The organism is Streptomyces sp. NPDC055099, from assembly GCF_053607685.1.
Genome location: NZ_JBSGUA010000028.1, coordinates 1 through 25602, shown reverse-complemented (window position 1 = coordinate 25602; position 25602 = coordinate 1). Strand labels below are relative to the sequence as shown.

At 68.9% G+C, this 25602-nt stretch carries 17 protein-coding genes and 6 pseudogenes; 9 read left to right on the top strand and 14 right to left on the bottom strand.

Annotated features, from left to right (window positions below; genetic code table 11):
• Positions 1-342 precede the first annotated feature (342 nt).
• The 3 genes and pseudogenes from ACWFRU_RS38960 (at position 343) to ACWFRU_RS38950 (ending at position 2966) form a co-directional block, all read left to right on the top strand.
• Positions 343-1083, top strand: coding sequence for an SDR family NAD(P)-dependent oxidoreductase (locus ACWFRU_RS38960; RefSeq protein WP_453693008.1), 741 nt, complete (start codon positions 343-345; stop codon positions 1081-1083).
• Between the two features lie 105 nt (positions 1084-1188).
• Positions 1189-1751, top strand: a pseudogene (locus ACWFRU_RS38955) (IS5 family transposase); the annotation flags it as partial.
• A gap of 783 nt (positions 1752-2534) precedes the next feature.
• Entirely contained in the window at positions 2535-2966 is a 432-nt protein-coding gene (locus ACWFRU_RS38950) for a VOC family protein (RefSeq protein WP_453693006.1), read from the top strand.
• A 129-nt stretch (positions 2967-3095) separates the two neighbouring features.
• On the opposite strand, the pseudogene ACWFRU_RS38945 reads toward ACWFRU_RS38950, so the two are convergent.
• Positions 3096-3386: pseudogene (locus ACWFRU_RS38945) on the bottom strand (transposase family protein); the annotation flags it as partial.
• Positions 3387-3571: 185 nt separating this feature from the next.
• On the opposite strand from ACWFRU_RS38945, the pseudogene ACWFRU_RS38940 reads away from it, so the two are divergent.
• Positions 3572-4309: pseudogene (locus ACWFRU_RS38940) on the top strand (branched-chain amino acid ABC transporter permease).
• Between the two features lie 110 nt (positions 4310-4419).
• On the opposite strand, the gene ACWFRU_RS38935 reads toward ACWFRU_RS38940, so the two are convergent.
• Complete coding sequence (locus ACWFRU_RS38935; RefSeq protein ID WP_453693004.1) at positions 4420-5295, bottom strand: LysR family transcriptional regulator; 876 nt, start codon at positions 5293-5295, stop codon at positions 4420-4422.
• A 70-nt stretch (positions 5296-5365) separates the two neighbouring features.
• On the opposite strand from ACWFRU_RS38935, the gene ACWFRU_RS38930 reads away from it, so the two are divergent.
• Positions 5366-5986 (top strand): short chain dehydrogenase, encoded by a 621-nt coding sequence (locus ACWFRU_RS38930; RefSeq protein ID WP_453693002.1) that lies wholly within the window; start codon positions 5366-5368, stop codon positions 5984-5986.
• A gap of 220 nt (positions 5987-6206) precedes the next feature.
• Here ACWFRU_RS38930 and ACWFRU_RS38925 read toward each other — a convergent pair.
• A pseudogene (locus tag ACWFRU_RS38925) lies at positions 6207-7327 on the bottom strand (hypothetical protein).
• A 180-nt stretch (positions 7328-7507) separates the two neighbouring features.
• A complete protein-coding gene (locus tag ACWFRU_RS38920) occupies positions 7508-8590 on the bottom strand; it encodes an AraC family transcriptional regulator (RefSeq protein WP_453693000.1) in 1083 nt (360 codons plus the stop codon).
• Between the two features lie 1103 nt (positions 8591-9693).
• Here ACWFRU_RS38920 and ACWFRU_RS38915 point away from each other — a divergent pair.
• Positions 9694-12204 (top strand): ATP-dependent Clp protease ATP-binding subunit, encoded by a 2511-nt coding sequence (locus tag ACWFRU_RS38915; RefSeq protein ID WP_453692998.1) that lies wholly within the window; start codon positions 9694-9696, stop codon positions 12202-12204.
• Between the two features lie 55 nt (positions 12205-12259).
• On the opposite strand, the gene ACWFRU_RS38910 is transcribed toward ACWFRU_RS38915, so the two are convergent.
• Both ACWFRU_RS38910 and ACWFRU_RS38905 read right to left on the bottom strand, forming a co-directional pair.
• Complete coding sequence (locus ACWFRU_RS38910) at positions 12260-13384, bottom strand: sensor histidine kinase (RefSeq protein ID WP_453692996.1); 1125 nt, start codon at positions 13382-13384, stop codon at positions 12260-12262.
• A complete protein-coding gene (locus ACWFRU_RS38905) occupies positions 13381-14007 on the bottom strand; it encodes a response regulator (RefSeq protein WP_453693040.1) in 627 nt (208 codons plus the stop codon). The genes ACWFRU_RS38910 and ACWFRU_RS38905 overlap by 4 nt, the downstream gene beginning before the upstream one ends.
• Before the next feature lie 563 nt (positions 14008-14570).
• On the opposite strand from ACWFRU_RS38905, the gene ACWFRU_RS38900 reads away from it, so the two are divergent.
• The gene (locus ACWFRU_RS38900; RefSeq protein ID WP_453692994.1) at positions 14571-15827 is read left to right on the top strand and encodes a DUF418 domain-containing protein; all 1257 of its coding nucleotides are present in this window, start codon (positions 14571-14573) and stop codon (positions 15825-15827) included.
• Between the two features lie 831 nt (positions 15828-16658).
• Here ACWFRU_RS38900 and ACWFRU_RS38895 read toward each other — a convergent pair.
• The 5 genes and pseudogenes from ACWFRU_RS38895 to ACWFRU_RS38875 all read right to left on the bottom strand — a co-directional run bounded on the left by ACWFRU_RS38895 (position 16659) and on the right by ACWFRU_RS38875 (position 20536).
• The gene (locus tag ACWFRU_RS38895) at positions 16659-18458 is read right to left on the bottom strand and encodes an ABC transporter ATP-binding protein (RefSeq protein ID WP_453692992.1); all 1800 of its coding nucleotides are present in this window, start codon (positions 18456-18458) and stop codon (positions 16659-16661) included.
• A gap of 82 nt (positions 18459-18540) precedes the next feature.
• Positions 18541-18759, bottom strand: a complete 219-nt coding sequence (locus tag ACWFRU_RS38890; protein WP_453692990.1) for a hypothetical protein — start codon at positions 18757-18759, stop codon at positions 18541-18543.
• A 798-nt stretch (positions 18760-19557) separates the two neighbouring features.
• The gene (locus ACWFRU_RS38885) at positions 19558-19962 is read right to left on the bottom strand and encodes a winged helix-turn-helix transcriptional regulator (RefSeq protein ID WP_453692988.1); all 405 of its coding nucleotides are present in this window, start codon (positions 19960-19962) and stop codon (positions 19558-19560) included.
• Positions 19929-20108, bottom strand: a pseudogene (locus ACWFRU_RS38880) (NF041680 family putative transposase); the annotation flags it as partial. The pseudogene ACWFRU_RS38880 and the gene ACWFRU_RS38885, both read right to left, overlap by 34 nt.
• Positions 20109-20122: 14 nt before the next feature.
• The gene (locus ACWFRU_RS38875; protein WP_453692986.1) at positions 20123-20536 is read right to left on the bottom strand and encodes a hypothetical protein; all 414 of its coding nucleotides are present in this window, start codon (positions 20534-20536) and stop codon (positions 20123-20125) included.
• A gap of 86 nt (positions 20537-20622) precedes the next feature.
• Here ACWFRU_RS38875 and ACWFRU_RS38870 point away from each other — a divergent pair, with 86 nt between their 5' ends.
• Positions 20623-20796, top strand: a complete 174-nt coding sequence (locus tag ACWFRU_RS38870; RefSeq protein WP_453692984.1) for a hypothetical protein — start codon at positions 20623-20625, stop codon at positions 20794-20796.
• Between the two features lie 134 nt (positions 20797-20930).
• Positions 20931-21826 (top strand): annotated as a pseudogene (locus tag ACWFRU_RS38865) (IS5 family transposase).
• A 180-nt stretch (positions 21827-22006) separates the two neighbouring features.
• Here ACWFRU_RS38865 and ACWFRU_RS38860 read toward each other — a convergent pair.
• The 3 genes from ACWFRU_RS38860 to ACWFRU_RS38850 all read right to left on the bottom strand — a co-directional run bounded on the left by ACWFRU_RS38860 (position 22007) and on the right by ACWFRU_RS38850 (position 25291).
• Positions 22007-22957, bottom strand: a complete 951-nt coding sequence (locus ACWFRU_RS38860; RefSeq protein ID WP_453693038.1) for a MerR family transcriptional regulator — start codon at positions 22955-22957, stop codon at positions 22007-22009.
• 745 nt (positions 22958-23702) lie between these two features.
• A protein-coding gene (locus tag ACWFRU_RS38855; protein ID WP_453692982.1) for an IS3 family transposase occupies positions 23703-24940 on the bottom strand; the annotation gives its coding sequence in 2 pieces (ribosomal slippage) (positions 23703-24610 and positions 24610-24940; 1239 coding nt in all).
• 57 nt (positions 24941-24997) lie between these two features.
• Positions 24998-25291, bottom strand: a complete 294-nt coding sequence (locus ACWFRU_RS38850) for an allene oxide cyclase barrel-like domain-containing protein (protein WP_453693036.1) — start codon at positions 25289-25291, stop codon at positions 24998-25000.
• Between the last annotated feature and the right edge of the window lie 311 nt (positions 25292-25602).

The following is a 25602-nucleotide window of genomic DNA, read 5'->3' as shown; positions in this document are numbered from 1 at the left end:
AAGGTTGCGGAGCCGTCCCTCATGCGCTCAGCGACAAGACGGTGCACTCCCCCGGTACCGCTGCGCAAACCAGCCACAGGCCATGACGGCATGAATCCCCCAAATTCGCTGCGAGTGCCCTACCCGGGCAGAGGACGCCCTCCCAGGGCATGAATGAACGCCGGATCACCCGTGGCGCAAGAGTCCCGGGGCGCGGGGAAGGGTCCGGTAGAAAATGGGGCGACGCTGCCCGAACGGGACACTCTTCACCGATAGACTTCCGCAATGCGGAATACCTATTCCGTCTGACGGTAGGCTATGATCCGCTCCTGATCATGTCAACAGCAAAACAGGGGACGGGAAATGACCGAGAGCCGCGTCGCACTAATCACCGGTTCGTCATCTGGAATTGGCGCAGCCGTTGCCCGCCGGCTGGCCGACGAAGGAATGCGAATAGTCGTCAATTCCGCCAGGAGCGAGGCCGCCGGCAAGGAACTCGCGTCGTCGCTGCCGGACGCTGTGTACGTCAAGGGTGATGTGGCCGACCCCGCGGACGCCCAGCGCATCGTGCAGGCGGCGATCGACGCATACGGCCGCCTCGACGTCCTGGTGAACAACGCGGGCACCACACGCTTCATCCCACTGAACGACCTTGAGGGCGCAGACATCAGCGCCTGGCGGGAGATCTTCGACGTCAACGTCTTCGGCGCCTGGCAGCTGACCGCCGCCGCCGTTCCTCACCTGCGCGCCTCCGGCTCCGCCTCGGTGATCAACATCTCCTCCGTGTCGGCCACCCGCGCCCTGGGCAGCTCGATCCCCTACGCCGTGAGCAAGGCCGCGCTCAACCACATGACGCGTCTGCTCGCCTCCCAACTCGGCCCGGATATCCGTGTGAACGCGGTGGCCCCCGGACTTGTCGACACCGCCTGGTACGCCGAGGCCGACGAGGTCTGGGAAAGCTCCCGCGACTGGATCACCGCCAACACCCCGCTCAAGCGCGTGGGCACTCCCGAGGACGTGTCCGAGGCGGTCCACTTTCTGATCCGCGCCACCTACACGACAGGTGACGTCATCACGGTCGACGGCGGCCGCCACATCGTCTGATCCGCAGCCATCTCACTCGCCGCAGGCCGTGTCTACTAGGCGGTTTCGTTTAGATCAGTCGGTCGTTGGTCCGGGTTTCTCGTTGATTGACGCCAGTGGGCGCGGATTGAGCCATTGCTCCCGGACCGGACGCCGAAGCGGGGCGGCCGGTGGCGAGATCACCGTGAGGTGATCGACGCGATCGCCTTCACGTTCCAGACCGGGCCGCAGTGGGTTCACCTGCCGGTGCGGTACGGCAACTGGCGAGGCGTCTACAACCGGCTGCGGATGTGGGCCATCGACGGCACGTGGGAGAGGGTCTTCACCGCGCTGATGGCCCAGGCCGACGCCGAGGAGGACCTCAACTGGGCCGTCTCGGTGGACTCCACGATCGTGCGCGCCCACCAGCACGCGGCCGGGGCCCGCAAAAAGGGGCCCCGCCCGGTGAACCGGCCGACCACGCCATCGGCCGGTCCCGCGGCCGACTGACCACAAAGATCCATTTGGCCTCGGACGGCCGCTGCCGGCCCCTGGCCTTCGTCCTGACCGCCGGGCAAGCCGGCGACGCACCCGCGTTCACCAATGTCATGACCCGTCTGCGGGGCCCCGGCGCCCCCGGACGGCCCCGCACCCGGCCGGACATGGTCCTGGCCGACAGGGCCTATTCCTCACGCGCGATCCGTGACCACCCGGCAATCTGCTCCCCGTCGAACGCCGAAGGACAGGCCCCTGCAGCACCTGCAGCGGCAGCGGCAGCGGCAGCGGCATCAGCTGACACCGCATCACCGGCGGCACCCGCACCACCAGGCAGAACCATCCACCACACCACCGACCCACCCCGCCGCCCCATCACCGTGTGCCTGGGAGGCGCAGCCCAGTAATCGCCACCCGCCTCGATGACCTACCCCTTGTTGGGCATCGATGCCTCCCCCGTGCACTGCGCCATGCCCGCCTGCGCCTTTACCGGCACCGCCTCGATGCACTACATCCAGGTGCCAAAGGAGACGGTCGCGAAGTGGGCGCGGCACGCGGCCGGTGTGCAGGGCCCGCTACGACGCGGCCGGCCCGGTCGCATCGCCCGCGGCCGCCGCGCCAACGCCTCCCCGACGTCGCCCCGCGCGACTTCCTCCGCCTGTTCGCCCCCATGCTCCAGCCAGCAAACCGAACCGGGCCCACCCGGCCCGAACGGGACATAGGAAGGCCCCTTCGACAAGGACGACAAGGACGAGGGGGCCTGACCCTCGCGTGACTCCCGGGGGCCGGTGGGGGCCTTGAGTTGGATGTGGGCGCGGACGATTGATCTTTGGCAGCACGAGAGTGGCCGGGATCGTGGTTCCCCTTTGGGAAAGCACTGACCTCGGTTCGCCCCCGTGACCGCACGACCCAGCAGCGGATGGCAGGGGCCGTCCTCCCGGCAACGTGTGGATCCCCCCGTCCGGGGAGATGAGCAGGGCCCCTGTTACCGTGCGCCGATGTCAACGATCAAGCAGTTCCAAGTGACTTTCGACTGCGCGGAACCTGCGCGCCTGGCCTCCTTCTGGTGCGAGGTGCTGGGGTATGTCGTACCGACCGTCCCGGAGGGCTTTACCACGTGGGAGGAGTACCACCACTCGCTGCCGCCTGAGGACGAGATCTACTTCGCGTGTACTGATCCCTCGGGCGTGGCCCCGCGTCTGCTCTTCCAGCGAGTTTCCGAAGGCAAAATCGTCAAGAACCGGGTGCATCTCTGTGTGCGGGCCGGCGCCGGGCTCGTGGGTGACGAGCGCCTGGCCACCCTCGAGGCCGAATGCGCACGGCTGATGGCGCTCGGCGCGAAGCACGTGCTGACGCAGCGCGCCGATGGCGTCAACGAGTCGTGCATCACGATGCAGGACATCGAGGGCAACGAGTTCTGCCTCGACTGACTTTTCTTCGGGACTGCGAGCTGGGGAGCCGTCTCCCGGGGGCCTTCTCAGGTCCCGCATGCGGCGGGAGCCGTCCCGTGAGAGCGAGGTCTACGGTGTGCGCCACGCGATGCCCGGCGTTGCCCGCCTACGCATCCGGGCGAAGGCGTGCTCGACGCGGGCGCGAACCTGCTTGTGGTCGTAGTTGTGTTCGGCCTGCCAGCCGGTCAGTTCGCCGCCGCGGGGCAGGCGGTGCGGGATGACGAGGCCTGTACCGAGGTAGACACCGCCGGCGATCGTGGTTGTCCGGCCAACGGCGGCCTTGGCCCCGGACTCCTCCCATGCCCGGCAGGCGTTGCGGTTGCCGGGCATGGGCTGGCCGACCACCACAACCAGACGGAGGTCGGGGTCGATGACCACCTGGTGGTTCGTCGACATGCGGAGGCCCCCGGGATGCTCGTCCGGGGGCCCGGTAGAAACAGAAAAGGCTCTCTGGGAAGAGAGCCCTTGAGCGGTAGGTTCGATCACGCCGTCGGTGACCGGGGTCAACCCGGCCAGGCACCACCAATCTGGTCAACCCTCTTTAAAGCGGCGCCATTTGAGTTGACAGCAACGAGGGAAGCCAGATCTCCCTGGGCCACGGCGCGTTCTACGCCGTGGGCGCCTGCACCGCGGCGCTGCTGGCACTCCACGGCCTGCCGACCTTGCTCGGGCTGGCCTGCGTCCCGCTCGCCGCCGGGCTGACCGGCCTGGCCGTCGGCATCCCGCTGCTGCGCCTTCGCGGGCACTACCTCGCGTTCGCCACACTGGCCTTCCAGCTCATCGTGCTCGCGGTGATCGGCCAAGAGTCCTGGCTGGGCTGAGACATCGGCCTGAGCGGAATCCCCGCCCTCGGAGCCAGCTCGCACCAGATCACCGGATACTGGGGCTACGCCTGGGCCGCCCGGCTGGCCCTCCTGGCGGTCATGGTCCTCACCATCAACATCGTCCGCTCCCGTCCCGGCCGGGGCCTGCGCGCGCTCGCCACCAGCGAGATGGCGGCGGCCTCCTGTGGGGTGCCGGTGGGTCGCTACAAGCTGGCGGTCTTCGGCCTCTCGGCGGCGTTCGCCGGACTCACCGGACTCACCGGACTCACCGGACTCACCGGCGGGATCTTCGCCTTCTTCATGGCCTACCTCGCCCCAGGCTCCTTCGGAGTACTGCTGTCCATCCAGTTTCTGGTCATGGCCGTCGTCGGCGGCCTCGGCACCGTATGGGGCCCACTGGTCGGCGCCTCGTCCATCACACTGCTCGTGCACTGGCTCAACGACATCGGCGCACAGCCCGGCATGCCCGACTACGTGAGCGGCCCATGTCGCTCCTAGGTCATCGGCGACCGGGGAGCGCCTCGCATCGCTGCCGACCGTAGGTGCCGCGCTCGGTCGCTCTCGCATGCTCGGTCAGGAGAGAAACGCGCCTTACCCCGCCCCGGCGGTCAGCCCACCCCGTGTTCCGCCAGGTACTGCTCGGCGTGCCGACGGAATGCCTCCGTTGCCGGATGCAGCGGCCTCGCAGGCCAGGCCAGGTGCACCGTGACCGGCTCAGCGTCACGCACCGGCAGGTAGCGGACCTCCGGATGCGAGTGCTGATGGAGCGTCCCTTCGGCCGTCACGCCGACAGCCATGCCCGTCGCGATGGTCGTCAGCCACTCGTCGACGCCCGGCACCGTCATGGTGGTCGGCCGCTTCCCATCCCTCCACAGCTCGGCCCCGGTGGTCGCCGCCGTCGCGCACAGGGCCACGGTCTCCTCGGCCAGCTCGGCCAGCGTCACGTCCGCGCGGTCAGCCAGCGGGTGCCCCACGGGCACAGCGGCCACCCGGGGTTCGCTGGTCAGCGCCCGATGCCGAACCTGCGCGTCGTCAGCATCGGGACGCGCCCGCAAAAACGCCAGGTCGGCGCCGCCGCGGTGCAGCATGGCCAATGGGTCGTCGGCCCGGCGCACCTCCACGGGGATGTCGGGACACCGCTCGCGCCATCCACGCAGCACCGGGACCGTGTGGCTGCCGAGCGCCGCCCAGGCGAAGGCAAGCCGCAGCGGACGGGGCACACCGGCCCCAGTCACCTCTGCGAGCGCGTCGTCGAGCTGGCCGAGGATCCGGTGCGCGTGCTCCCACAGCCGACGCCCCGGCCCGGTCAGCCGCACGCTGCGTGTCGTACGTTCCACGAGGCGTACGCCGAGCCGCTGCTCGAGCTGGGCGAGAGTGCGTGAGAGGGCGGGCTGCGTGAGATGCAGGACGCGCGCGGCGTCCGTGAGCGACCCCTCGTCGCCGATCGCCCGCACGGCCCGTAGATGACGCAGCTCGACATTCATTACCCACGATCATAAGCGGTGCCCAAAAGGCATTTCCCTGCCTGCATCCGCGCTGCCTAGCGTGGCCTCCATGACGAATCAGCCCCAGCACATCCTTCTGATCGGCGCCGGTGGCACCCTCGGCGCCGGCGTGGACGCGGCGCTCAGCGCGCGCGGTCACAAGGTCACCACCGTCGGCCGCACCTCCGGCGACCTGCGCTTCGACATCTCCCACCCGGACCAGATCACCGCCCTGTACGAGGCCGCCGGCGCGATCGGCCCGCTCGACGCCGTCGTCAGCGCGGCAGGCAACGTCCCGTACGCGCCGCTGCCCGAACTCGGTCCCGACGCGTGGCAGTCCGCGTTCACCGGCAAGGTCCTCTCCCAGGTCGAACTCGTCCGCCAGGGCCTCGCCCACCTCTCGGAGCGCGGCTCCTTCACGGTGATCACCGGGATTCTCGCCCAGCAGCCCATCCGCACCGGTGCCGCCGCCTCTCTGGCGGGCGGCGCCGTCGAGTCCTTCGTCCGCGCGGCTGCGATCGAGATCGCCCCGCAGCGTGTCAACGCGGTCTCCCCCAACGTCTTCACCGAGTCCCTCGACACGTACGGAGACTTCTTCCCCGGCATGGGGTCGGTTCCGCTGGAGCACGTGGCACAGGCCTACGTAAGGTCGGTGGAGGGGCCGCAGACGGGCCAGATCTACCGGATCTGACCACACCTCCGCGGCATGACTTCCACCCGTATCCAGGCTCCAATACCTGTACCGGTGTGCCGAGTTCGAGTGGCGCACTCTGATTCCATGGCGCCTCGTGGCGCACCCACTCGCTACGACAAACCCCCGGAAACTACGAGGTCGGCCTCCGCCTACAAGGCTCGATCATGCGATCGAAACACCTCGCCCCCCACTACATGACCCGAACACCGAACAGCTCCTAGTCGCCGCGGTCACCCTGCAGTACACGACGGCGATCCTGTTCACGCTTGGAGTAGGCGGCCGCCCGGATCGCCTCATCGCTTTCCAGGCCCGATCCCAGCGCACCGCCCACGGTGGCGACCGAAGCAACGAACCAGGCCAGCGTCACGTAATCCGCTGCGTCCAGGGGGGATCGCGTCATGGACGCGAAGACGCGATCGTTCAGGATGAACAGCGCCCACATGAAGTTGATGATCAGCAAGCCGACGTAGCAGACGAGCACTCCGATCCCGACGGTCACGATCGTCGAGGCGTTATAGAGCCTTGCCCGCTGTCTCGCCTCCGGTGAGCTCTTCGACCGGCGATGCCACAGCTGCGCGTCCACGATCAGCCATCCGATCATGATGGCGAGAGATCCAGCCGTGGCAATGACAAGACGAGGCGAGCTCAGGGCTTCGGCCAGACTCCAGACGGTCGAGTTCACGGTGGCGATAGCCCGGTCGCCAACGCGGCCGCCAGCGCCTTCGACAGCCCCGGTACCAGCCGCCAGGGCCGGTTGGCGCGGACCATCCCGCCGAGCACCCGTAGGCGGCCCCGTCGGCCGCTGACGACGTAACGAAGATCAGGCACGTCCTCGCCACCGGCCGGGTCCGGGTGGACAGGCACGAGGCGTCCGGCGAGCGGCGCCCGCAAGGATTGGAGGTGTCTGTTCTCCTTGCCCCCTTCGGCCTTCGGATCCACTAGGCCAAGCACGGCTTCTTCCACGGCCTGCCGGGCTCTTGTCTGTAGCCGCAAGCCACCCAGCGAGGGCAGGGACAACAGTGCCAGGCCGTGCCTGCGCTGCACATCCACCACCAACGTGTGCCCGTCGGCGTGCAATGGAAGATCGGTGAGCGCCACAACGACGTCCCAGCCCTCCGAGCTTGCACGCTCCCTGATCCGGCTCATCAACGTGGGCGGGTCCTCGCTGCCCGAAGTGAAGGGCTCGCTCACCACCTCGATGTCGAACCGTCGCCCCGGGCCGGATCTGCCGGCGAGCCGAGCCGGAAGGACGCGTGCCAAGCGCTGTGCGACCGCTGTCGGTGCGTCCGGATCCGCCAGAAGAGCTACGACAGTGACCCTCGAAGACGATGTCCGCACGACCCCACCCCTCTCGGCTGCCCTGGAGCACCTGTGCCAACAGGATGCCCCACCGGTTGCCGCGATCCGCGGTGACACGCTTTTCCGCACACCCAGTGCCGCCTTCGGCGCGGTCGCGGTGGTGCTCGTAGTGGCTATCCACGCTGCTCTGCGGCTCGACCGGCCCAGGGTTCGCCACTCCTAAGGGACCGTCTCGGACAGCGTTGTCGAGGGTGCCACTCCATAACGCTGACGGTAGGCGGCGGCGAACCGGCCCGGGTGGGTAAAGCCCCAGCGGAAGGCGACATCAGTGACGGTCACCTGGCCTGATTCCTTCGCGCGCAACTCCTGGTGGACGCGGGCCAGCCGTGCCCGGCGCAGGTAATCCATGGGAGACATGCCCACGTGCTGGCGAAAACCCTGCTGCAGCCGTCGGATGCCCACCCCGGCGATCTCCGCGAGGGCTGCCACGGTAAACGGATGCTCCGGGTGTGCCTCCATCGCGTCGATGGCGCGCTTGACCGGGGCGGGACGGCTGGGCCGGACCGGCCGCGCCAGCTCTTCGCGGTAAGGATGTTCCGCTGCCAGCAGCAGGCCGATCAACAGCGCCTCGTGCAGCCGGTCGGCCACCAGTGCCTGCCCGGTGAGCCCTTGGGATGCCTGAGCATCCTCCGCCGCCGTCTGGGCCAGCCGGACCCAGCTGCGTCCATGGCCACGAGAGACGTCCATGGCGGGGCGCAGCCGCAGGGGCAGCCGGAGCGGGGCGTCGAGCAGACGCTCCATCTGCAGTTCCAGCGCGGGCCGCTCGATCTTCACCGCGAGGAGTTGGCAGTCACCGCTCCACCGGTCCAGCACCGTGGTGCGGCCCGGCTGGAAGACGGCGGCTTCGTCCACCGTCGCCAGAAGAGGTTCGACGCGTCCCTGGTGCCATGCCATGGTCCCGGAAAGCGGTATGTCGACGTGGTAGGCGCCGAGCTCGCCGAACCGCATCCGCAGATCCGCGCCGAACTGCAGGACGCCGAGTGTCACACCGCTGAGGCGGCTGACCGCGAAGCGCCCGGAGAGGGCGGCCGTTGGCTGGAGCAGGTCGACGGCGTTGCTGTAGAAGTTCTGCTCGATGATCTGCCGGGCTTCGTCCAGGTCACCGGTACGGAGTCGGACCGGCCGGGTGGCTTCGGCGCGAAGAGCCGCTCCCTGATGCGCGGCCGGGCGGGCCGACGGCTGTCCCGTCTCCTGCCTGCCGGCCGGCATGTGGTGCTTGTCGGTCTCAACATCCAGGCGCAATGCCGTGACTCCGTCTGTGACATGGGCGGGGCTGATACAGCGCGATCCGGGTCGAGGAGCCGGTCCTCCACCGCCGGCCGGCTCGCGGGCCGGCACCGGGTCGGCAGGCCGAGGCCAGAGCGGCGGAATCGCACATTCCTGCGGAACATCGGCCACAGAATAGTTCGGCATTCATGCAAGTCTGCCGTCCCGGCACCTGAGCTCACGCTGAACCTCCGCCGCAGGCACGAAACGGTTGCGCTTAAAGGATCAAGGCCTGCGCTGACCGGATCATGTCCACAAAGGGTTATGCCTAACGTGGAACCGGGGCAATCCCCAGCCCTACCGCAGTACCGGCCAAGGGGACACCGCTCGGTGCGCCCGCGGCCGTCGCGTCCCGGGTGCCCGGACCCCGCACCCGGGACGTCGGGCTGCTCTGGGTCAGCTCCATCGGCGCCCCCGGCCCTCATGCCTTGGGGCGACACAGATGCCGGCGATCCGGGAAAACAACCACCGTCGCGAACGACCCGGCCCCTACCGAGCGGACCATCCCCAGCATCATCACGCCGTGCCAAGTGTCCGGCAGTCCCGCCTCAGCGGCCCCCTCCGTCGTCAGGCGCAGCCCCGAGGTCCTCCGCCAGCCGAAGACAGGCCCTCGCGGATGGCGTACCGGCACTCAGCGAGCAGGAGTCACCCTCGGCAGTCACCTACTACAGGGTGCGGGTGCAAAACCCCGCAGGCAAAGGCGCAAGCACTCCCCTCACTCGAGGGATGAGAGGCCGAGCGGCCTCTGGTCTCCTTTGCCTGAGGCTGTCCCCGCCCGCGTCGACGCACACGTCGGCGGCCGATGCAATACCGGCCAAGGGCGTTGCCCCAGGCTCCGGACGCGAGTGCTCCGACACTCACTCCCCCGAAACGGCGGGTCACTCGCGTGGACGAACGGCGCGGCGGCTGACGTGCGCCGACACCGCTGAGCTACCACGGTGGGGAAAGGCCCGCGCACCGGCAACCCCTGCCACCGCCCGACAGCATGAGCTTGTCTCCGCGAGTCGCCTCCTTCTCGCCAACGAACGCGGCATCCGGCTCGTCGGGTGGGCCGGACGCCGTCAGGACGGACAGCCGCTGTGACCACTTCGCCCTTCGGGTCCGGTGACCCCTTCTCGGACCTGTTCAACCGCTTCTTCGGCACGAGCCCCGCGGCCTCCCCGCCGGCGGTCCAGCGCGTGCCCATCGGTCGCTTGCTCAGTGACGCCTCGCAGGAACTTCTGGCGACGGCCGGCGGGCGGGCCGCCGCGGACGGGGCCGATCTCGACACCGTGCACCTGTTGTGGGCCGCCACCCAGGTCGATCCCGGTCGCCAACTCCTCGCACAGGCCGGCGCCGACCCCGACGCGCTGGCGGCACAGGTGGAGCAGTCGCTGCCCACCGGCGACTCGGTGGAGGAACCGCAGCTGACCCCGGCGGCAAAGCGGGCCCTGCTCAAGGCCCACGCCAAGTCCCAGGAGGCTGGTGCGTCGTACATCGGGCCCGAGCACCTGCTTGCCGCGGTCGTGGAGGACCCCTCGTCCGGCGCGGCCGGCGTCCTGGGCTCTGACGGCGGTGCGGGAACTGGCCGCGGCGGCAGGGGCCATGGCGGGGCCGGCGGTGCAGCGGCGGGCGGGTCCGCTGCCACGCCCACGCTGGACGAGTACGGTCGCGATCTCACGGACGAGGCGCGCGCCGGGCGGTTGGACCCGGTGGTGGGCCGCGCGGAGGAGATCGAGCAGACGGTGGAGATCCTCTCCCGGCGTTCGAAGAACAACCCGGTGCTGCTGGGCGATCCAGGAGTCGGCAAAACCGCCATCGTGGAGGGTCTCGCGCAGCGCGTCGTCTCCGGCGACGTGCCCAAGACCCTGCGGGACCGGCGGGTGGTGGCACTGGACCTGTCAGGTCTGGTGGCCGGTTCGAAGTACCGCGGAGAGTTCGAGGAGCGACTGAAGAAGGTCATCGACGAGGTCACCGATGCGCAGGAGAGCATCATCTTGTTCATCGACGAACTCCACACGGTCGTCGGCGCCGGTGGCGGCGGTGAGGGCGCCATGGACGCGGGCAACATCCTCAAACCCGCTCTGGCACGCGGCGACCTCAGCCTGGTCGGCGCCACGACCTTGGACGAGTACCGCAAGAACATCGAGAAGGACGCCGCACTCGCACGCCGTTTCCAGCCGGTCATCGTGCCCGAACCCACGGTGGAGGAGACCGTGGAGATCCTTCAGGGACTGCGCGACTCCTACGAGGCCCACCACGGCGTCCGCTTCACCGACACGGCACTGGAGAGCGCGGCGACCCTCTCCGACCGCTACATCACCGACCGTTTCCTGCCCGACAAGGCCATCGACCTGATGGACCAGGCGGGCGCCCGGGTGGCACTGCGCGGCGGCGCCGACAGCCCCGAAGCAGATGAGATCCATCAGGAGCTGACCCGGCTGAACCGGGAAAAGGACGAGGCCGTCCACAACGAGGACTACGAACGAGCCGCCGGGCTCAAGAGGCAGATCGACGAGTCGGAGGGCAGGCTCTCGGGCCTGGACGGCGAACGGGCACCCGCCGCTGAGGTCACCGAGGAGGACATCGCAGAAGTTGTCTCCCGGCGCACCGGCATCCCCGTCGCCCAGTTGACGGCCTCCGAGCGTGAACGCCTGACCCGCCTCGAGGAGACCCTGCACGAGCGGGTGATCGGCCAGGACGAGGCGGTCACCGCAGTGGCACAGGCGGTACGGCGCGGGCGTGCGGGGATGGGCGACCCCGACCGGCCCACCGGCAGTTTCCTCTTCCTCGGCCCCACCGGCGTCGGCAAGACCGAACTGGCCAAGGCCATCGCGGACATCCTCTTCGGCCAGGAAGACCGGCTGATCCGCTTCGACATGAGCGAGTTCCAGGAACGCCACACGGTCTCGCGCCTCGTCGGTTCACCTCCGGGGTACGTGGGCTACGACGAAGCCGGCCAGCTCACCGAGGCCGTCCGCCGCAAGCCGTACAGCGTGGTGCTGTTCGACGAGGTGGAAAAGGCGCACCCGGACGTCTTCAACCTGCTGCTCCAAGTACTCGACGACGGGCGGCTGACCGACGCACAAGGCCGTACCGTCGACTTCCGCCAAACGGTCGTCATCATGACCAGCAACCTCGCATCTCAACTCATCCTGAATCACCACGGCGCCGTCGAGGAGATCCGCGATGAGCTGATGGCCGAGCTGCGCAGCCACTTCCGTCCCGAGTTCCTCAACCGCATCGACGAGGTGGTCGTCTTCCACGCGCTCACCCGCGACGACCTCGTGCACATCGTGGATCTGCTGCTTGAACGCAGCCGCCGCAGGCTGCACGCCCAACAGGTCACTCTCCAGGTGACCGACGCAGCCAAGCAATGGCTCGCACACCAGGGCTACCAGCCGGAGTTCGGGGCCAGGCCGTTGCGCCGCACCATCCAGACCGAACTCGACAACCGGCTGTCCACCATGCTCCTCGACGGCCAGGTGAGCCCCGGCGACACCGTCATCTGCGACGTGCGGGACGACCAGATCGAGTGCAGGGTCTCACCCGGCAACCGGGAGGAGCCCGGCAACCGCGAGGACCCCGGCGAGCCGGCCACGACGGGCTGACAGGACAGCCGACGCGCGCAACCGCCACCGATCTGTCCGGAGCAAAGACCCACGATCAGGCGGGCCGGCCGGGGGCTTGTAGTTCGATCTTGTAGCCGCCTTCCGGGGTGGGTTCGGCGGTGAGGGTGCCGTCGAGGAGTTCGGCGCGTTCTTTCAGGCCGATGAGGCCGTGGCGTGCGCTGGGCAGGGCGACGGTCGGGCGGGTGGGAGCGGTGTTGGTGACGGTGACGCCGAAGTGGTGTGCGTCCTGCCACAGGCGTACGTCGGCACGGGCTCCGGGGGCGTGCTTGCGCACGTTGGTGAGGGCTTCCTGGACCGTGCGGTAGATGGTGCGCTGGGCGGTGGTGCTGATGCCGGGAGGAAGCTCTCCGGTCAGGGTGGTCTCGATGCCGCTGTTGGCGATGAGCTGCCGGAGGTCGGCAAGGGTGGGCTGGGGGGTGAGTTCGGTTGCCTTGCCGCCCGAGGCGCGGAGCAGCGTGACCATGTGGCGGAGTTCGTCGAGGGTGTCGGCGCTCAGGGTGCGGATGGTGCGGGCTGCCTCGCGGGCGCCGGAGTCATGGGCGGCCATCTGCAGGGCTCCGGCCTGGACGGCGATGAGGCTGACCTGGTGGGAGACGACGTCGTGCATCTCGCGGGCCAGTTGGGCGCGTTCGCGGGCGAGGACGGTCTCGGCGTACAGGGCCCGTTCGTGTTCCCGGGCTTCTTCGACTTCGACGAGCTGGCGGGCCACGTCGTGCCTGGCCTGGACGAGTTGGCCGAACAGGACGGGTGCGAGGGCCGTGGCGAGCGTGTAGACGAACTGGACAAGTGTCCAGGTCCGGTCGCCGTCGAACGCGTCGGACAGCGGCCATGCGAGGGTGCTCGCGGCGGCGTTCAGCAGCGCGCAGCCGGCGAGTAGCGGGCGGTTGCGGGTGGACGCGGCCAGTGTGTAGAGCGCGGCGATCGGGGCGACCGCGACGTCCATGAACAGGGTCATGGGCAGAGTCAGCAGGAAGACAGGCAGCGGGAAGCGTCTGCGCAGGAACAGTCCGGCTGAGCCAATGGCGGCGCACGCCCACATCACAGGGGTGCCCTCGAACAGGAGGTTGATCCATGCGTCGAGCGCGGCCAGTGTCACAAGGCCCGTGTCGATGGCCCAGGGCGGCAGGCGTCGCCACAGTGCCCGGCCCGTGCTACTCATCGTCCGTTGTCCCGTGTCGGGCCGTCGTCGGTGCGCGCGAGCAGTCCGGCGCGCTCGGCGAGGAGTGCGGCCTGGACGCGGTTGGTGACCCGCAGCTTGGTCAGGATCGAGCTGACGTGGTCCTTGACGGTGCCCTGGCTCAGGTGGATGCGGGTGCCGATGTCGGCGTTGGAAAGTCCTTCCGCGATCAGGGTGAGGACAGCGCGTTCCCGGTCGCTGAGCAAGCCGACGCGCGCTACGTCCGCGTCCTGGGGTGCTCCGGCCCCGGGGTGGCTGCGGAGCAGCGCGCGTGAGGCCTTCGGTGACATCACCACTCCCCCTGCGGCCAGGGTGCGGACCAGCTGCGCGAGCTGTTCGGGCTCGGTGTCCTTGAGGAGGAAGCCGGAGGCCCCCGAGCGCAGGGCGGTGAGAATGTACTCGTCGGTGTCAAAGGTGGTCAGCATGGCCACGTACGGCGGTTCGGGCAGCTCCTGGATCTGCCGCAGGACGGTCAGGCCGTCCACGTCCGGCATGCGGATGTCCAAGAGCACGACGTCCGGCAGGTCGCCTCGGATCACGTCAACCGCCCGGGCGCCCTCGGCGGTCGCAACGACCTCGATGCCGTCGGCCGCGTTCAGGATCATCTGGAAGCCTGACCGCACCAGGGCTTCGTCGTCCACCACCACTACCCGGATCACCGGCGTTCCGCCTCACGCTCTGATCTGCTCTGTTCAGCTGCGATGCGACCCCACCCAGGTGCTTCGCGTGCTTGTACGGGTCGCCTGACGTCGACCGTCACGTCGACCGTACGTGCGGCAGGGTACGTGCTGGCGTGCTCACCCCTGGAGTGTGGACACCCGGCGGGTCGGCTCCAGCCGTTCGGGGGGTGCTCTCCGGCCGATCGGCAGGCCGCCGGGTGAGGCTCGGCGGATGGCGGCAGTCGCCCTCGTACCGCACACCGCCCAGATCATGGCCAAGATCTCGCGCGTCAACGGGGCATGGCAGTTGACCGCCATCGGCGAACCCGCCTGCGGGGCCGACTGCGGGGCCACCTTCCCTTCCAAGACCTCCTGCCCGCCGTCGACCGCCACCTCTGGTCCGTCCGCCCTGGCCCGCCGGTCGGCGGGGTGGCCCCGGCCGGTCGGCGGGGATGCCACCGAAACCTGCCGGATGGTCCGCCTCCCCGCCCCACCGGGAGATTCCTCGTATGACACAGATACAGCCGCCGCGAGCGACGTCAGCTCCGCGGGAGAACGCACCTCCCGTGCCCGCAGCCTCGCCCGACTCCGCCGGGAAACCTTCGGGCGGCCCCTCGATGGGACGACTGGTCGGCGTGGACCTGGCCCGCGCGCTGGCGGTGTTCGGCATGTACATCGTCCACATCGGACCGGTCCTCTCGTCCACGCACGGCGTCGGCACCTGGATCCGGTATCTGGCCGACGGGCACTCGTCGGCCTTGTTCGCCACCCTCGCCGGGTTCTCGCTGATGCTGATCGCCGGCCGTCGTGAGCCGAAGACCGGCTTGGCGGGCCGGCAGGCGAAGGCCCGGATCGCGATCCGCGCCGTGGTGCTGCTGGCTCTGGGCACGGTGCTGGCGATGGAGTACGGAGGAGTGATCATCCTCGGCTTCTACGGCGTGTACTTCCTCCTGGCCCTGCCCCTGCTGCGGCTGTCCGCCAAGGCACTGGCGGTCACCGCGGCCGGGCTCGCGCTCATCACACCGCAGCTGGCGTTCGTCCTGAACTCGCAGCTGAGCGAGTCCGTCCAGCAGACCATCAACACCTACGACCCGCTCAAAAAGGTCAGCGAGGTCGGTGTGCTCGACCTGCTGCTCACCGGCTTCTACCCGACGATCACCTGGATGTCGTTCGTCGTCGCCGGCATGGCGCTGGCCCGCCTGGACCTGTCGGCCCTTGCCGTGCAGCGTCGCCTGGCCTCGCTCGGCGCCGCCCTGACCGTCGGCGCGTACGGCCTGTCCCTGCTCCTGGCGGGCAAGGACGCGCTGCGCAGCATGGCGGAGGACGGGAAGTCGTCCGCCGGGTCGGAGAAGGCGTCGTCCTTCGACAGCGGATCCTTCGACGCCCCCCAGCGGGCGGCCTCGGAACTGCTGTCCGCCGGGCCGCACAGCGGCACCACCTTCGACATCATCGGCAGCGTCGGTGTCGCCATCCTCGTGATCGTCGGTGCGACAATGCTCATGGACCGCCTGCCGCGCCTGCGCAGCCTGGCGAAACCCGTCATCGCCGTGGGCACCATGTCCCTGACGGCCTACGTCGGCCACTTCCTCGCCCAGTCCATGCTCGGCGTATCGGCCGGTGAGAGTACCCAGGCGTCCTGGATCCCTGTGCTCACGTTCATCCTCGGGGCGATCGTGTTCGCCGCCGTCTGGTCGCGCTTCTTCCGTCGCGGACCGCTGGAGGCGTTGCTCAACGCCGCCACCAAGCCGGCGAGGTACGTCCGTTGACGCCGGGCCGGGGCGCCCGGCCTGTGTGACCGCGCCCGTCTGGCAGGCCCCGCGCCGCCGACTGGACGCTCCGCTGATCGTCGGCCTCCGCCTCCTGGACAGGTACTCCGTCCAGGAGGGGGAGGCCGCACGCGTCGTCGGACGGGTGGACGGGAGAGGCGCCCGCCGAGGAGATCGGCGAAGGTGGTGCACGCACCGACTCACCGAGGGCCGTCATGGCCCAGGCTCTCGTCAACAAGCCGGCAGCGCGCGCTCCATACCGTGCCGAGAGCGCTGCCGTCGAAGGAGCTGACGGCGAACTCGACGCCGTCCGCGTGGGGAGGCAGCCGGGTCAGGCGGACGACAACCGACTCCTTGGCCCTCCTCTCGTCCGTGGCGTTCCCCGTCGCGGGGTCGGCGATGTCGATGTACTCGATGGAGCCGTCCGGATGGGCTGAGCCCTCTGTGAAAAAGGTGTCGAGGGCCGGCCGTGGTGGCCGTACAGCAGAGCGACAGTGCCGAGGGTGGTCTCGCCAGTGAAGCGCGAGACTGCCGAGCGGTCCGGGGCGCGGCGCGGGCTGCCGGCCGATGCTCGTCCGCGTGAGGTTGAGCCGGTGGCCGTCCGCTCTGGTCAGCGGGACTTACTGGCCCTGGGCCATGAGGACGGGCCTGGGGGCTCCAGGTGAGGTGGCGGGAAGACCGCGGAGGGACGTACGGCCTGGTGATGCGGCGCTGGCCTCAGCCTCATGCGTCGCATAGTCCGCCGGTATCCGACGGATGTCTGGTGCCACTGCGCCACCCCCTGTAGGGCTGCCCCCGCCTGCGGTGGGGGCAGCCCTTGGGCCACTCCTCTCACCCGCCGGAAGGCCCGGTCGGGAGCAGGAGCTGGGTCGCGGCGAGTCGTGCGTACAGCTCGTCCCGGTCCACCAGTTCCTCATGGGTGCCGATCGCGCGGACCTTGCCGGCGTCCATGACGACGATGCGGTCGGCGTCCGTCACCGTGGACAGGCGGTGCGCCACGACCAGGATGGTGGTCTCGCGTGCCGTCTCGGCGATGACGTCCCGCAGCGCCAGCTCGTTGACCGCGTCGAGTTGTGAGGTCGCCTCGTCCAGGAGCAGCAGCCAGGGCCTGCGCAACAGCGCGCGGGCGATCGCGACGCGCTGGCGTTCACCGCCGGACAGCTTCGATCCGCGGTGCCCGACCAGGGTGTCCAGGCCGTGTGGGAGACGGTCGACGAGGGTGTCGAGCCTGGTCCGGGCGAGGACGGCGCGGATGTCGTCGTCTGTCGCGCCGGGCGCGCTGAAGACCAGGTTCTCCCGCAGCGTGCCGGCCAGTACCGGTGCGTCCTGTTCGACGTACCCGATGGCGGACCGCAGTTCGGACAGCGGCCACTGCCGTATGTCCGTGCCGTCGACCAGGATGCGTCCGCCGGTCGTCTCGTAGAACCGCTCGATGAGCGAGAAGACCGTCGACTTGCCCGCACCCGAGGGGCCGACGAAGGCGGTCATCCCCGCGCCGGGCACCGCGAAGTCCACCTGCTGGTGGATGTACGGCAGCCCGGGCCCGTAGCGGAAGGACACGTCCTCGAAGCGGACCGACGCCGGACGCCTCAGCGCTGCCGAAGCCTGGGGCCGAAGGTGCGTGGCCGGCGGCTCCGCCGCCAGACGGTCCACCTCCTTGATCCGGGATATCGCGGCCGCGCCCTCCTGGTATGCCGAGGCGGCCTCGACCAGCTTGTACACCGGCTCCATCAGGTAGAACAGGTACAGCAGGAAGGCGATGAGCGTGGAGACGGGGATGTCCCCGGACGCCACCCGCGCCCCGCCGACGGCGAGCACCGCGAGGAACGCAAGCTCGACGGCGAGGTTGTCCGCCGTTCCCAGCAGGGCCTCCCACTTCGCGCCGCGGACGCCGTGCCGCCAGGCGCGTCGGGCCGACGCCTCGACGCGGGCGGTCTCCCGCTCCTCCGCGCCGGACGTCTTCACCGTACGGAACGCGCCGAAGGCCCGCTCCAGGCCGGTGGACATCTCCCCGACCGCGGCCTGGGAGCGCTCGGCGGCCTGCCCGATCCTCGGCATCACCAGGGCGGCGCCCGCGCCGATGATCACGACCACACCGAGTGTGACACCGAGCAGCAGGGCATCGAGGAAGGCCATCACGACGATGGCCGCGATCAGCGTCAGTGTCCCCGTCGCGGCGTTGACCACCGCCTGGGTGCTCACCGCCCGCAGCAGCGTGGTGTCGGAGGTCACCCTCGACATCAGATCGCCCGGCTGCATCCGGTCCACCGCCGAGAGCCGCAGCCGCAGCAGCCGGCCGATCAGGCTGCGGCGGGCGGCCAGGACGACCGACTCGGCCGTCCGCTCCAGCACATAGGCGCCGAACGCCTCGGCCACCGTGCTCAGCAGCACCAGCACGGTCAGGGCCAGCAGGATGGCGGTGAGCGTGCCGCCGGATGAGAGCCGGTCGACCAGCGCCTTCGTGGCCAGCGGCTGCAGCAGTCCTCCGGCCGCCCCCACCAGCGCCAACAGCAGACCGAGTACGACGGCCCACCGGTGCGGGCGGACGTACCCGTGCAGCGCCTTGAGCGTCTCGCGGACGCGCAGAGACTCGGCACCCGTCGTCGCCTCCGAGGCGGATGCGGTGTTCACAGGATTCCTTTCGTACGTGGTCTTACGCGCAGCGCGTCGGCAGCGGCGGGCATCGGCCCGAGGGGGGGACGTGGCGCTCGGCTCAGCGGGCCAGCTCGACGGCCGTCGCGGCGATCGTGTGCACAACGGCAGCGCGGAGGTCAGGGCTGACGACAGCCAGACAGAGGCCGCTCGCCACGAGCGCCATGCCGAGGAACTCCCAAAGCGCGCTCCTGCGCCGGCCGATGTCCCCACGGTCCCCTGCTCCGGCCTGCGGCCGACGGGAAGTGTGGGGCTCCGGCTCGTGCGCACGCTCTGTCATGCCACCAGCCTGGAAGCCCATGCCTTCCGTCGGCCATCCGACGATCGTCGGCCACACCCCCGCCAAGTGGCTGGAACCCCCAGCACGCTTGTGACCGCTGGTGTCCCACGCTCACAGCGGCCACGGCGTACAGCGCCGTGCTCCGTACTCGAGCACGGCCTGCTGCACGTCTCGCGTATCCGAGCGTGTGAGTGGCGCTCAACTCACTTGCGTTCCCCGCCCGCGGATTCGTGTTCGGTTCACGGCCACAGCGGCTGCGGTCATATGGGCAGCAAGCGAAGTGTCCCTCTCGTGTGGCCAGTTCAGTCCGCAGCTGCTGGTTCCCCCCACGTGGCGTTGGGCGCGGGCGTTTCTGGGGACGTCGGCTTACTTGGCGAGGGCGACGAGGGTCAGCGCCCTTACGGCCGCAACTCCGCCCGCGGGGTGCGATCGACGATGTTGATGGCCCGGCCGAGGGTGCGCACTTGGTCATGCAGCTGATCTGGGTCGAGCTTGTCTATGTGGCCGATCCGGCAACGCCCGCGGAGAGCAGGGACCGCCGCGACAGTGGCGCCCCGAGATTACCGAGTTTGTCCGCTCCACTCATCACCGCCTCCAGGGATGATGCGGTCGGTGATGGTTCAAGGGAATCTGCGCAGGGAGAAGCAGAAAAGTGAGGCGGACACCTGGTGAAGGTTTGTGAATTCATCCCGCCCGGAGACGCATTGACGTATTGCCCGTAGAAGCGCGCCACGACGACTGTCGTAAAGGATCGCGATCCTGGAAGGTGCTTGCAAGGCACCTGGTCCGGTGAGCGGATCAGCTGCCGAGGGGCTCGTTGTCGTAGTGCTCCCGGTTGCGCGTGATCTCGTCGTGGTGGGCGCCCGCCCAGTCGATCAGGGCGGTGACCGCGTCGAGCAGCGTGGCGCCCAGCTCGGTCAGCTCGTATTCGACGCGCGGCGGAACCTCGGGGTAGGCGGTGCGGGTGACCAGGCCGTCGCGGCGCAGCTGGCGCAGGGTATGGGTGAGCATGCGCTGGGAGATGCCGGAGATGGAGCGCTGGAGGTCGGTGTAGCGCAGGGGGCCGTTCTCCAGTGCGCTGATCACCAGCACGGCCCACTTGTCGCCGGCCCGTTCGACGATCTGCCGGATGGTCTCGCCCTGCTCGGCCGGCCAGCGGGCACAGGGCCCGGTCCGGCGGGCGGAGCATGCAAGAGTTGACACCCAGAGTCCGGCCCGATTCGTGGGCGGCGACGGACGAGTACGGCCGGCCGGGGCACGCATTGGTCCCAGAACCGACGACCACCGCGCCCGTAGACGTGGCAGAACAGGCGATCCGCGCTGGTCGGCGCGACCGGGCGGTGCCAGTTGCCGGGGGGATCCTCTACGGGCTGTCGGTGTCGGCGTCCTCGGCTCGCGCGGCCGCCGCCGGCTCTAGGAGGGACCAACCGTCGACCTCCACCGCTCGCCGCTCCTCCGGCTGCCATCCACCGGCCAGCGCCACGTCGAGCAGGGCCCGGACAGCACCCGGCTCATGCAGGTTCAGGTTCGCACCCCGAGTGAGACCCACGTCCCCGGAGCCGAAAGGGGCCCCGCCCGGGACGTACCGGCCGGGGCCGTCGGCGAAGACAATGCGCAGCGGTGCGCCGGTGCCTACCGGTTGCGGGAACAGGACGAGGACCTGGCGGCAGTCCACGGCCCGACCGTCATCGTCCCTGCGGTGGCTGTGGCGCATAGTCCACACGTACACCCTGTCGTCGACGATCAGCCTACGGGGCTTCTTCGAATGGCGTGGCACGCCGTCGAGAGTACGCGGTTTGCCACGAGGCACCCCGCGTCGCAGCACCTGCAACTGACGGTCGGCTGGCGCCTTCGACGCGGCGCGTGGCCCGCTTCCCGTTCTATGCGGAGGGCGACGAGGCAAGGTGCGAGGAGGTGGCGGAAGAGTTGCGCGAGCTCATCTCCGGCGTCGACGGGACCGCTATTGCGGCCGGCGGGTTCTGGGAGACCTTCTGCGACGACGTGGCGCTCGGGGACTATGCGGACTGGGATGCGTGATCCGGGACCGACCCCCGATGTTGGTCGGCGTCCAGACTCAGGCGCTGTTTCTCGGATCTCCTGACCTGACACGGATGTTGGGTCAGGCTGGGTGTATGGGCCGTGGGGACTGAACGAATGCGGAGCGGGATCGCCTGGAGTCGCTCCTGCCTCGTGGTGGTGCGCGTGAAGGCCGGTGGAGTGACCACCGGCGGGTGATCAACGGCGTCCTGTACCGGGTGCGGACGGGTGTGCAGTGGCGTGATCTGCCGGAGCGCTTCGGACCCTGGGAGACGGTCTACAAACGTCATCGCCGCTGATCGGCGGACGGGACGTGGGCGATGCTGCCCTCTCGCGTCCAGGCCGCCGAGGATGCCGAGGGACGGATCGACTGGGACATCTCGGTGGACTCCACCGCGGTGCGGGCTCACCAGCATGCTGCCGGCGCGAGGAAGGCCCCGCCTGCCCCGCGCCCTCAAAAGGGGGCGGGCCTGGGTACGAACCAAAGTGATCCGGTGTTGCGGAAACTGGTCGTTCGGCTGACGGAGGCGGTCCGCTCGGCGAATGCCTGGGACGTTCCAGGAGCGGCTTCACCACCAAAATCCACCTCGCCGCCGATGGACGGTGCAGACCCCTCACCTTCGTCCTGACACCCGGACACTACGGTGACGGCCCGCCCTCAGTTCGAGCGGGTACTGAGCCAGATTTCCGTGCCCCGCAACGGAGCTGGACGGCCCCGCAGCCGACCCGATCACGTGCTGGCCGACAAGGCCACACCTTCCGAAAGGACCGCCGTTACCTGCGACGACGCGGAATACCGCACACCACTCCCGAACGCCTCGACCAGCAAAGACACCGGCTCAATCCGGGCTCCCGCGGCGATCGGCCCACCGGATTCGACAGCGAGCGCTACAAGAAACGCAACACCGTCGAACGGGCCATCAACCGCCTCAAGGGCTTCCGCGCCGTCGCAACCCGCTACGAGAAACGCGCCTACATCTGCCTCGGCACCATCACCCTCGCAGCACTCACCATCTGGCTCCGCACATGATCCGAGAAGCAGTGCCCAGGCCAGTGGCAGCGATGCAGCCATCGACGAGGGCAGGGTGGTACTGGATCTTCTTACGTCGACGTTTCACGGCTCTGGTGAGTTTATTGAGGTCCGCCGCGGCGAGCTGGATACGGGCGCGGGCGCCCAGGTCGCGGAAGGCCCGCCATGACGCAACCTGCATCACCCGCTCCGTTCGGACGATCTAGGTGTGTTGTAGGTAGCGGGTGACTCTTGAGCGGATAGCTCTTCGGCCAGTTCCATACAGCGCAGGCGGGCCGGGGAGAAGTCGTAGGGCATCTTGCCGATGGCTTCGACCACCCTCATGGAATCGGCCTCGCGCCTGTCGGAGCCGAGGGCGGCCTCGCCCTCGCTGTTATCGGCATCGGCATCGGCAAGATGCAACATGTTCCAGGCGTCGAACAGGGCGTCGTCGTCGCTCCCCCAGCCGGACTCCTCGATGGCGGCCTGCAGGAGGCTTTCGAAGGCGTGCCGCTGGGCGGCCACTTGAGCCACCCGGGGGTCATCGACGGCGACACTGTCATCGAGTGCTTCCTCGGCCTCATCGATGCGGTCGGAGACCTCCCGCAGAGTGGGATGCGTGGCCAGGACGATGAAGCGGGTGGCCTGGGCTGCCGCGCCGAGCGGGCCAAAGACCCGCTCGGTGACCAGCAGACTGTCCAGGTCCGCCTGACGCAGCGAGCCCTCGGGCAGGCTCTCGAGGCGTTCGGTGACGAAGTCGGAGAGCAGGCCCATGCGGCTGCCTTGGGTTCGCATCCGCTGCACGGCGCTCCGCTGACTCCGCACCTGAGCCTCCTGCTCGGCGAGGGTTACCTCCAGCCGCTCCAAGACGCCTGCGATACCTTCTGCGCACTCCGCGCCAGGGGCAGCCGAGCCGGCGGCAAAGGCGTCACGAATGTCGTCCAGGGCGATCCCGGCGTCGGCCATCTTTCGAATCCACAGCAAGCGAATCATGTCCTGGTACCCGTAGCGGCGGCGGTCAACGCCGCCCCGCTCAGGCTCAGGGAGCAGGCCGATCTCATGGTAGTGACGAATCGCCCGTGGCGTGCTGCCGGCGAAGGCCGCCGCGTCACCGATCTTGACCTGGCGGGGCGGCATGAAAGACGAACGCACGAGCAAGGACCTTCCTCAAGGCATCAGGACGCACATCCAGCGGACCACATGCCGCTACGGAACGTGCAAGCCCTTACCACCGCAAGAGCGGGGCGTTGCGCGCAACTTTCGGAGACTTGGGCATCCACCACTCGGCTATTGAAACGCAGTTGATGTCACCCTGCTCTCCCGCATCGCCACCACCCGCCTCGCGTGTCACCAAAGCTCGGGCGAACGTCGGCTACTGCGCCCCCACACAGTTTCGAGGCCACGGCCCGCCTCGCGACCTTCAGCTTCGTTCGCTGCTTTTCGAAGAAACCAGCCGTGCCCGGGGAATTTGCTTGTACCACCAGCCCTTGCCGGTCGGGGGCCTCCTTGACGCTCTCCCCTGCACATCCAAGACGTGGCTCGCTGACACGCTTTCAAATCCCAGGCGCCTACCGAAGAGTGAAGCTGAAGCTGACACCGAGAGCGGCCTGTCACGGCGAGTTCGTCGATCTGACCCGCCCCGCCGACCCGAGCCGTCCTCAATGCCACAATCCGCTTCCGCGACATCTGCTCCATCCCCACTGGTTTCGCCCCGGCATCGAGCACCTCTCCACGACAGAGGTCGACCTGAGGTGCAAAGGCTGCGAGCACGGCGCCCCCTTTCCATCAGTGCAGGATCTCGGCGCGCAGCCTCTCCTTAAGCGTGTTGACGTCCCAGTAGCGCACACTGCCCCGGGCGTCGGGCCTTCCCCCGTGAAGGTGGGCACGCGGTCATTGATCACGCGGCGAGCGTGAGTTTAGCGGTGTGGTGTCGGTGTTCGTATTCGTTGGGGCTGAGGTGGCCGTTGGCGGAGTGCCGGCGGCGGGTGTTGTAGCGGGTCAGCCAGGCGAAGACGGCCCTGCGGCAGGTGTCGGAGTCGCCGTAGTCGTGGGCGCCCTGGAGGGTCTCGCGTTTGAGGGAGGCGTGGAAGCTTTCGCAGGCCGCGTTGTCGGCGCTGGTGCCGACCGCGCCCATCGACCGGGTGACCCCGAGTTGGTCGCAGAGGCCGGCGAAGGCCCGGGATCCGTATTGCGCTCCGTGGTCGGAGTGGAACACGGCGCCGTCCAGGCGGCCACGGGTCGAGGCTGCCATCCGCAGTGCGTCGGCGACCAGGCCGGTGCGCATGTGGTCGGCGATGGACCAGCCGACGACCTTGCGGCTGAAGCAGTCCAGCACGGTCGCGAGATAAAGGAACTTCCCGCCTGCGAGCGGGAGATACGTGATGTCGCCCATGTATTTGCGCCCCGGCTCGGTAGCGGTGAAGTCCCGCTGGAACAGGTCCGGGACCGGTGAGGCTGCCGGGTCCGGGACGGTGGTGCGCACGCGTCTGCGCAGGCGGATGCCGGTGATGGAGAACGTCCGCATGATCCGGGCGATCCTCTTCTCGTTGACCCGCCGCCCTTTTTCGCGGAGTTCGGCCGTCACTCGCGGGGAGCCGTAAGCGCCGCCGGACTCGCCGTGGACCTCGCGGATCTCCTCAGCCAGGATCCGGTCCTCCCGCTGCCGGGTGGCCCGGGCCTCGGCGCCGGCGAGCCACTTGTAGTAGCTGGACCGGTTCACGTCCAGGACGTGGCAGAGCCGCTTCACCTCGTAGGTGTTGCGATGGTCGTCAACGAACTGGAAGCGGCTGATCACCAGTTCGTCTCTCCGGCGAAATACTTGGCCGCCTTGCGGAGGATGTCCCGCTCGGTGGCGAGCTTGCGCTCACTCGCCTCGAGCTCGGCCACCCGGGCCTCCAACTGCCGCACCCGCTCGTCCGGATCAGCGGACGGCACCGCCTCCCGAGGCGGGGCGCCCGGCTTCGCAACCGCGGCGATGACGCCCCGGCGTTCGCGGTCCCGCAGCACCCACTCACGCAGGGTCGCCCGGTTGACGCCCAGATCAGCGGCGATGCTCTTGTAGATCGCCCCGGGTGTGGACTCGTACAGGGCCACGGCATCGGCCTTGAACTCGTCCGAGTAGTCCTTCATCGCCATCGGCGGTCTTCTCGCTTCCTCCGGATCAAGCAGATCCAGTATCAGCGTGTCCACCACTCAGGGGGAGGCCCCGTCCTTGAAAGCGCCCGTGCCGCCGGTGATGGCCATGTCGAGGGAACTCGCCTCCTGTGACCGCAGCGATTGCATCGTCAACGAGCCACGCTTGAGCTCGATCGTGATCACAGCCTGCGACGTGACTTTTCCACCGCTGACGTATACGACCTGAGCAGTCCCGGCCCCCTGACCGACGACGCGACCGTTCTCCACCGCGGTGGCGCAGTAGACGCTCATGTCGCCCAGGCTCGGCCCCGCCTTGCCGACGTCGACGGACTCGAACTCAAGGTCCTTCAGTCGGAGTTCGATGACCTCGACCCGGCCCTTGTCCGAGGCATCGACATGCGCGCCCCCGTGGTGAAAATGCCGACCGCCGCGGCGGCCAGCGACAGAGCGGCGAAAGGCTTGAACAAACGTCGGCTACGGCTGTTCCCCGTCATCGAAAATCCCCATGGCGATCCACGAATGCGAACAACCCGACGCTACGACGAAGCGAGTTGGGGAGTCCAAGGCTAACTGATCGTTTCAGAATGAGATCTTGGTCTGACGCGTCTCGACTGAGATGGTGCTCAGTGGGGGATGGAACGGGTTGCCCCTGGTGGCGCGTT

Bases quoted from the DNA above. Each gene is read 5' to 3' on its own strand.
- ACWFRU_RS38905 (WP_453693040.1), bottom strand. From the start codon at position 14,007: ATGATCCTGAACGCGGCCGACGGCATCGAGGTCGTTGCGACCGCCGAG.
- ACWFRU_RS38950 (WP_453693006.1), top strand. From the start codon at position 2,535: ATGTCAACGATCAAGCAGTTCCAAGTGACTTTCGACTGCGCGGAACCT.
- ACWFRU_RS38890 (WP_453692990.1), bottom strand. From the start codon at position 18,759: ATGACAGAGCGTGCGCACGAGCCGGAGCCCCACACTTCCCGTCGGCCG.
- ACWFRU_RS38960 (WP_453693008.1), top strand. From the start codon at position 343: ATGACCGAGAGCCGCGTCGCACTAATCACCGGTTCGTCATCTGGAATT.
- ACWFRU_RS38910 (WP_453692996.1), bottom strand. From the start codon at position 13,384: ATGAGTAGCACGGGCCGGGCACTGTGGCGACGCCTGCCGCCCTGGGCC.
- ACWFRU_RS38930 (WP_453693002.1), top strand. From the start codon at position 5,366: ATGACGAATCAGCCCCAGCACATCCTTCTGATCGGCGCCGGTGGCACC.
- ACWFRU_RS38900 (WP_453692994.1), top strand. From the start codon at position 14,571: ATGACACAGATACAGCCGCCGCGAGCGACGTCAGCTCCGCGGGAGAAC.
- ACWFRU_RS38935 (WP_453693004.1), bottom strand. From the start codon at position 5,295: ATGAATGTCGAGCTGCGTCATCTACGGGCCGTGCGGGCGATCGGCGAC.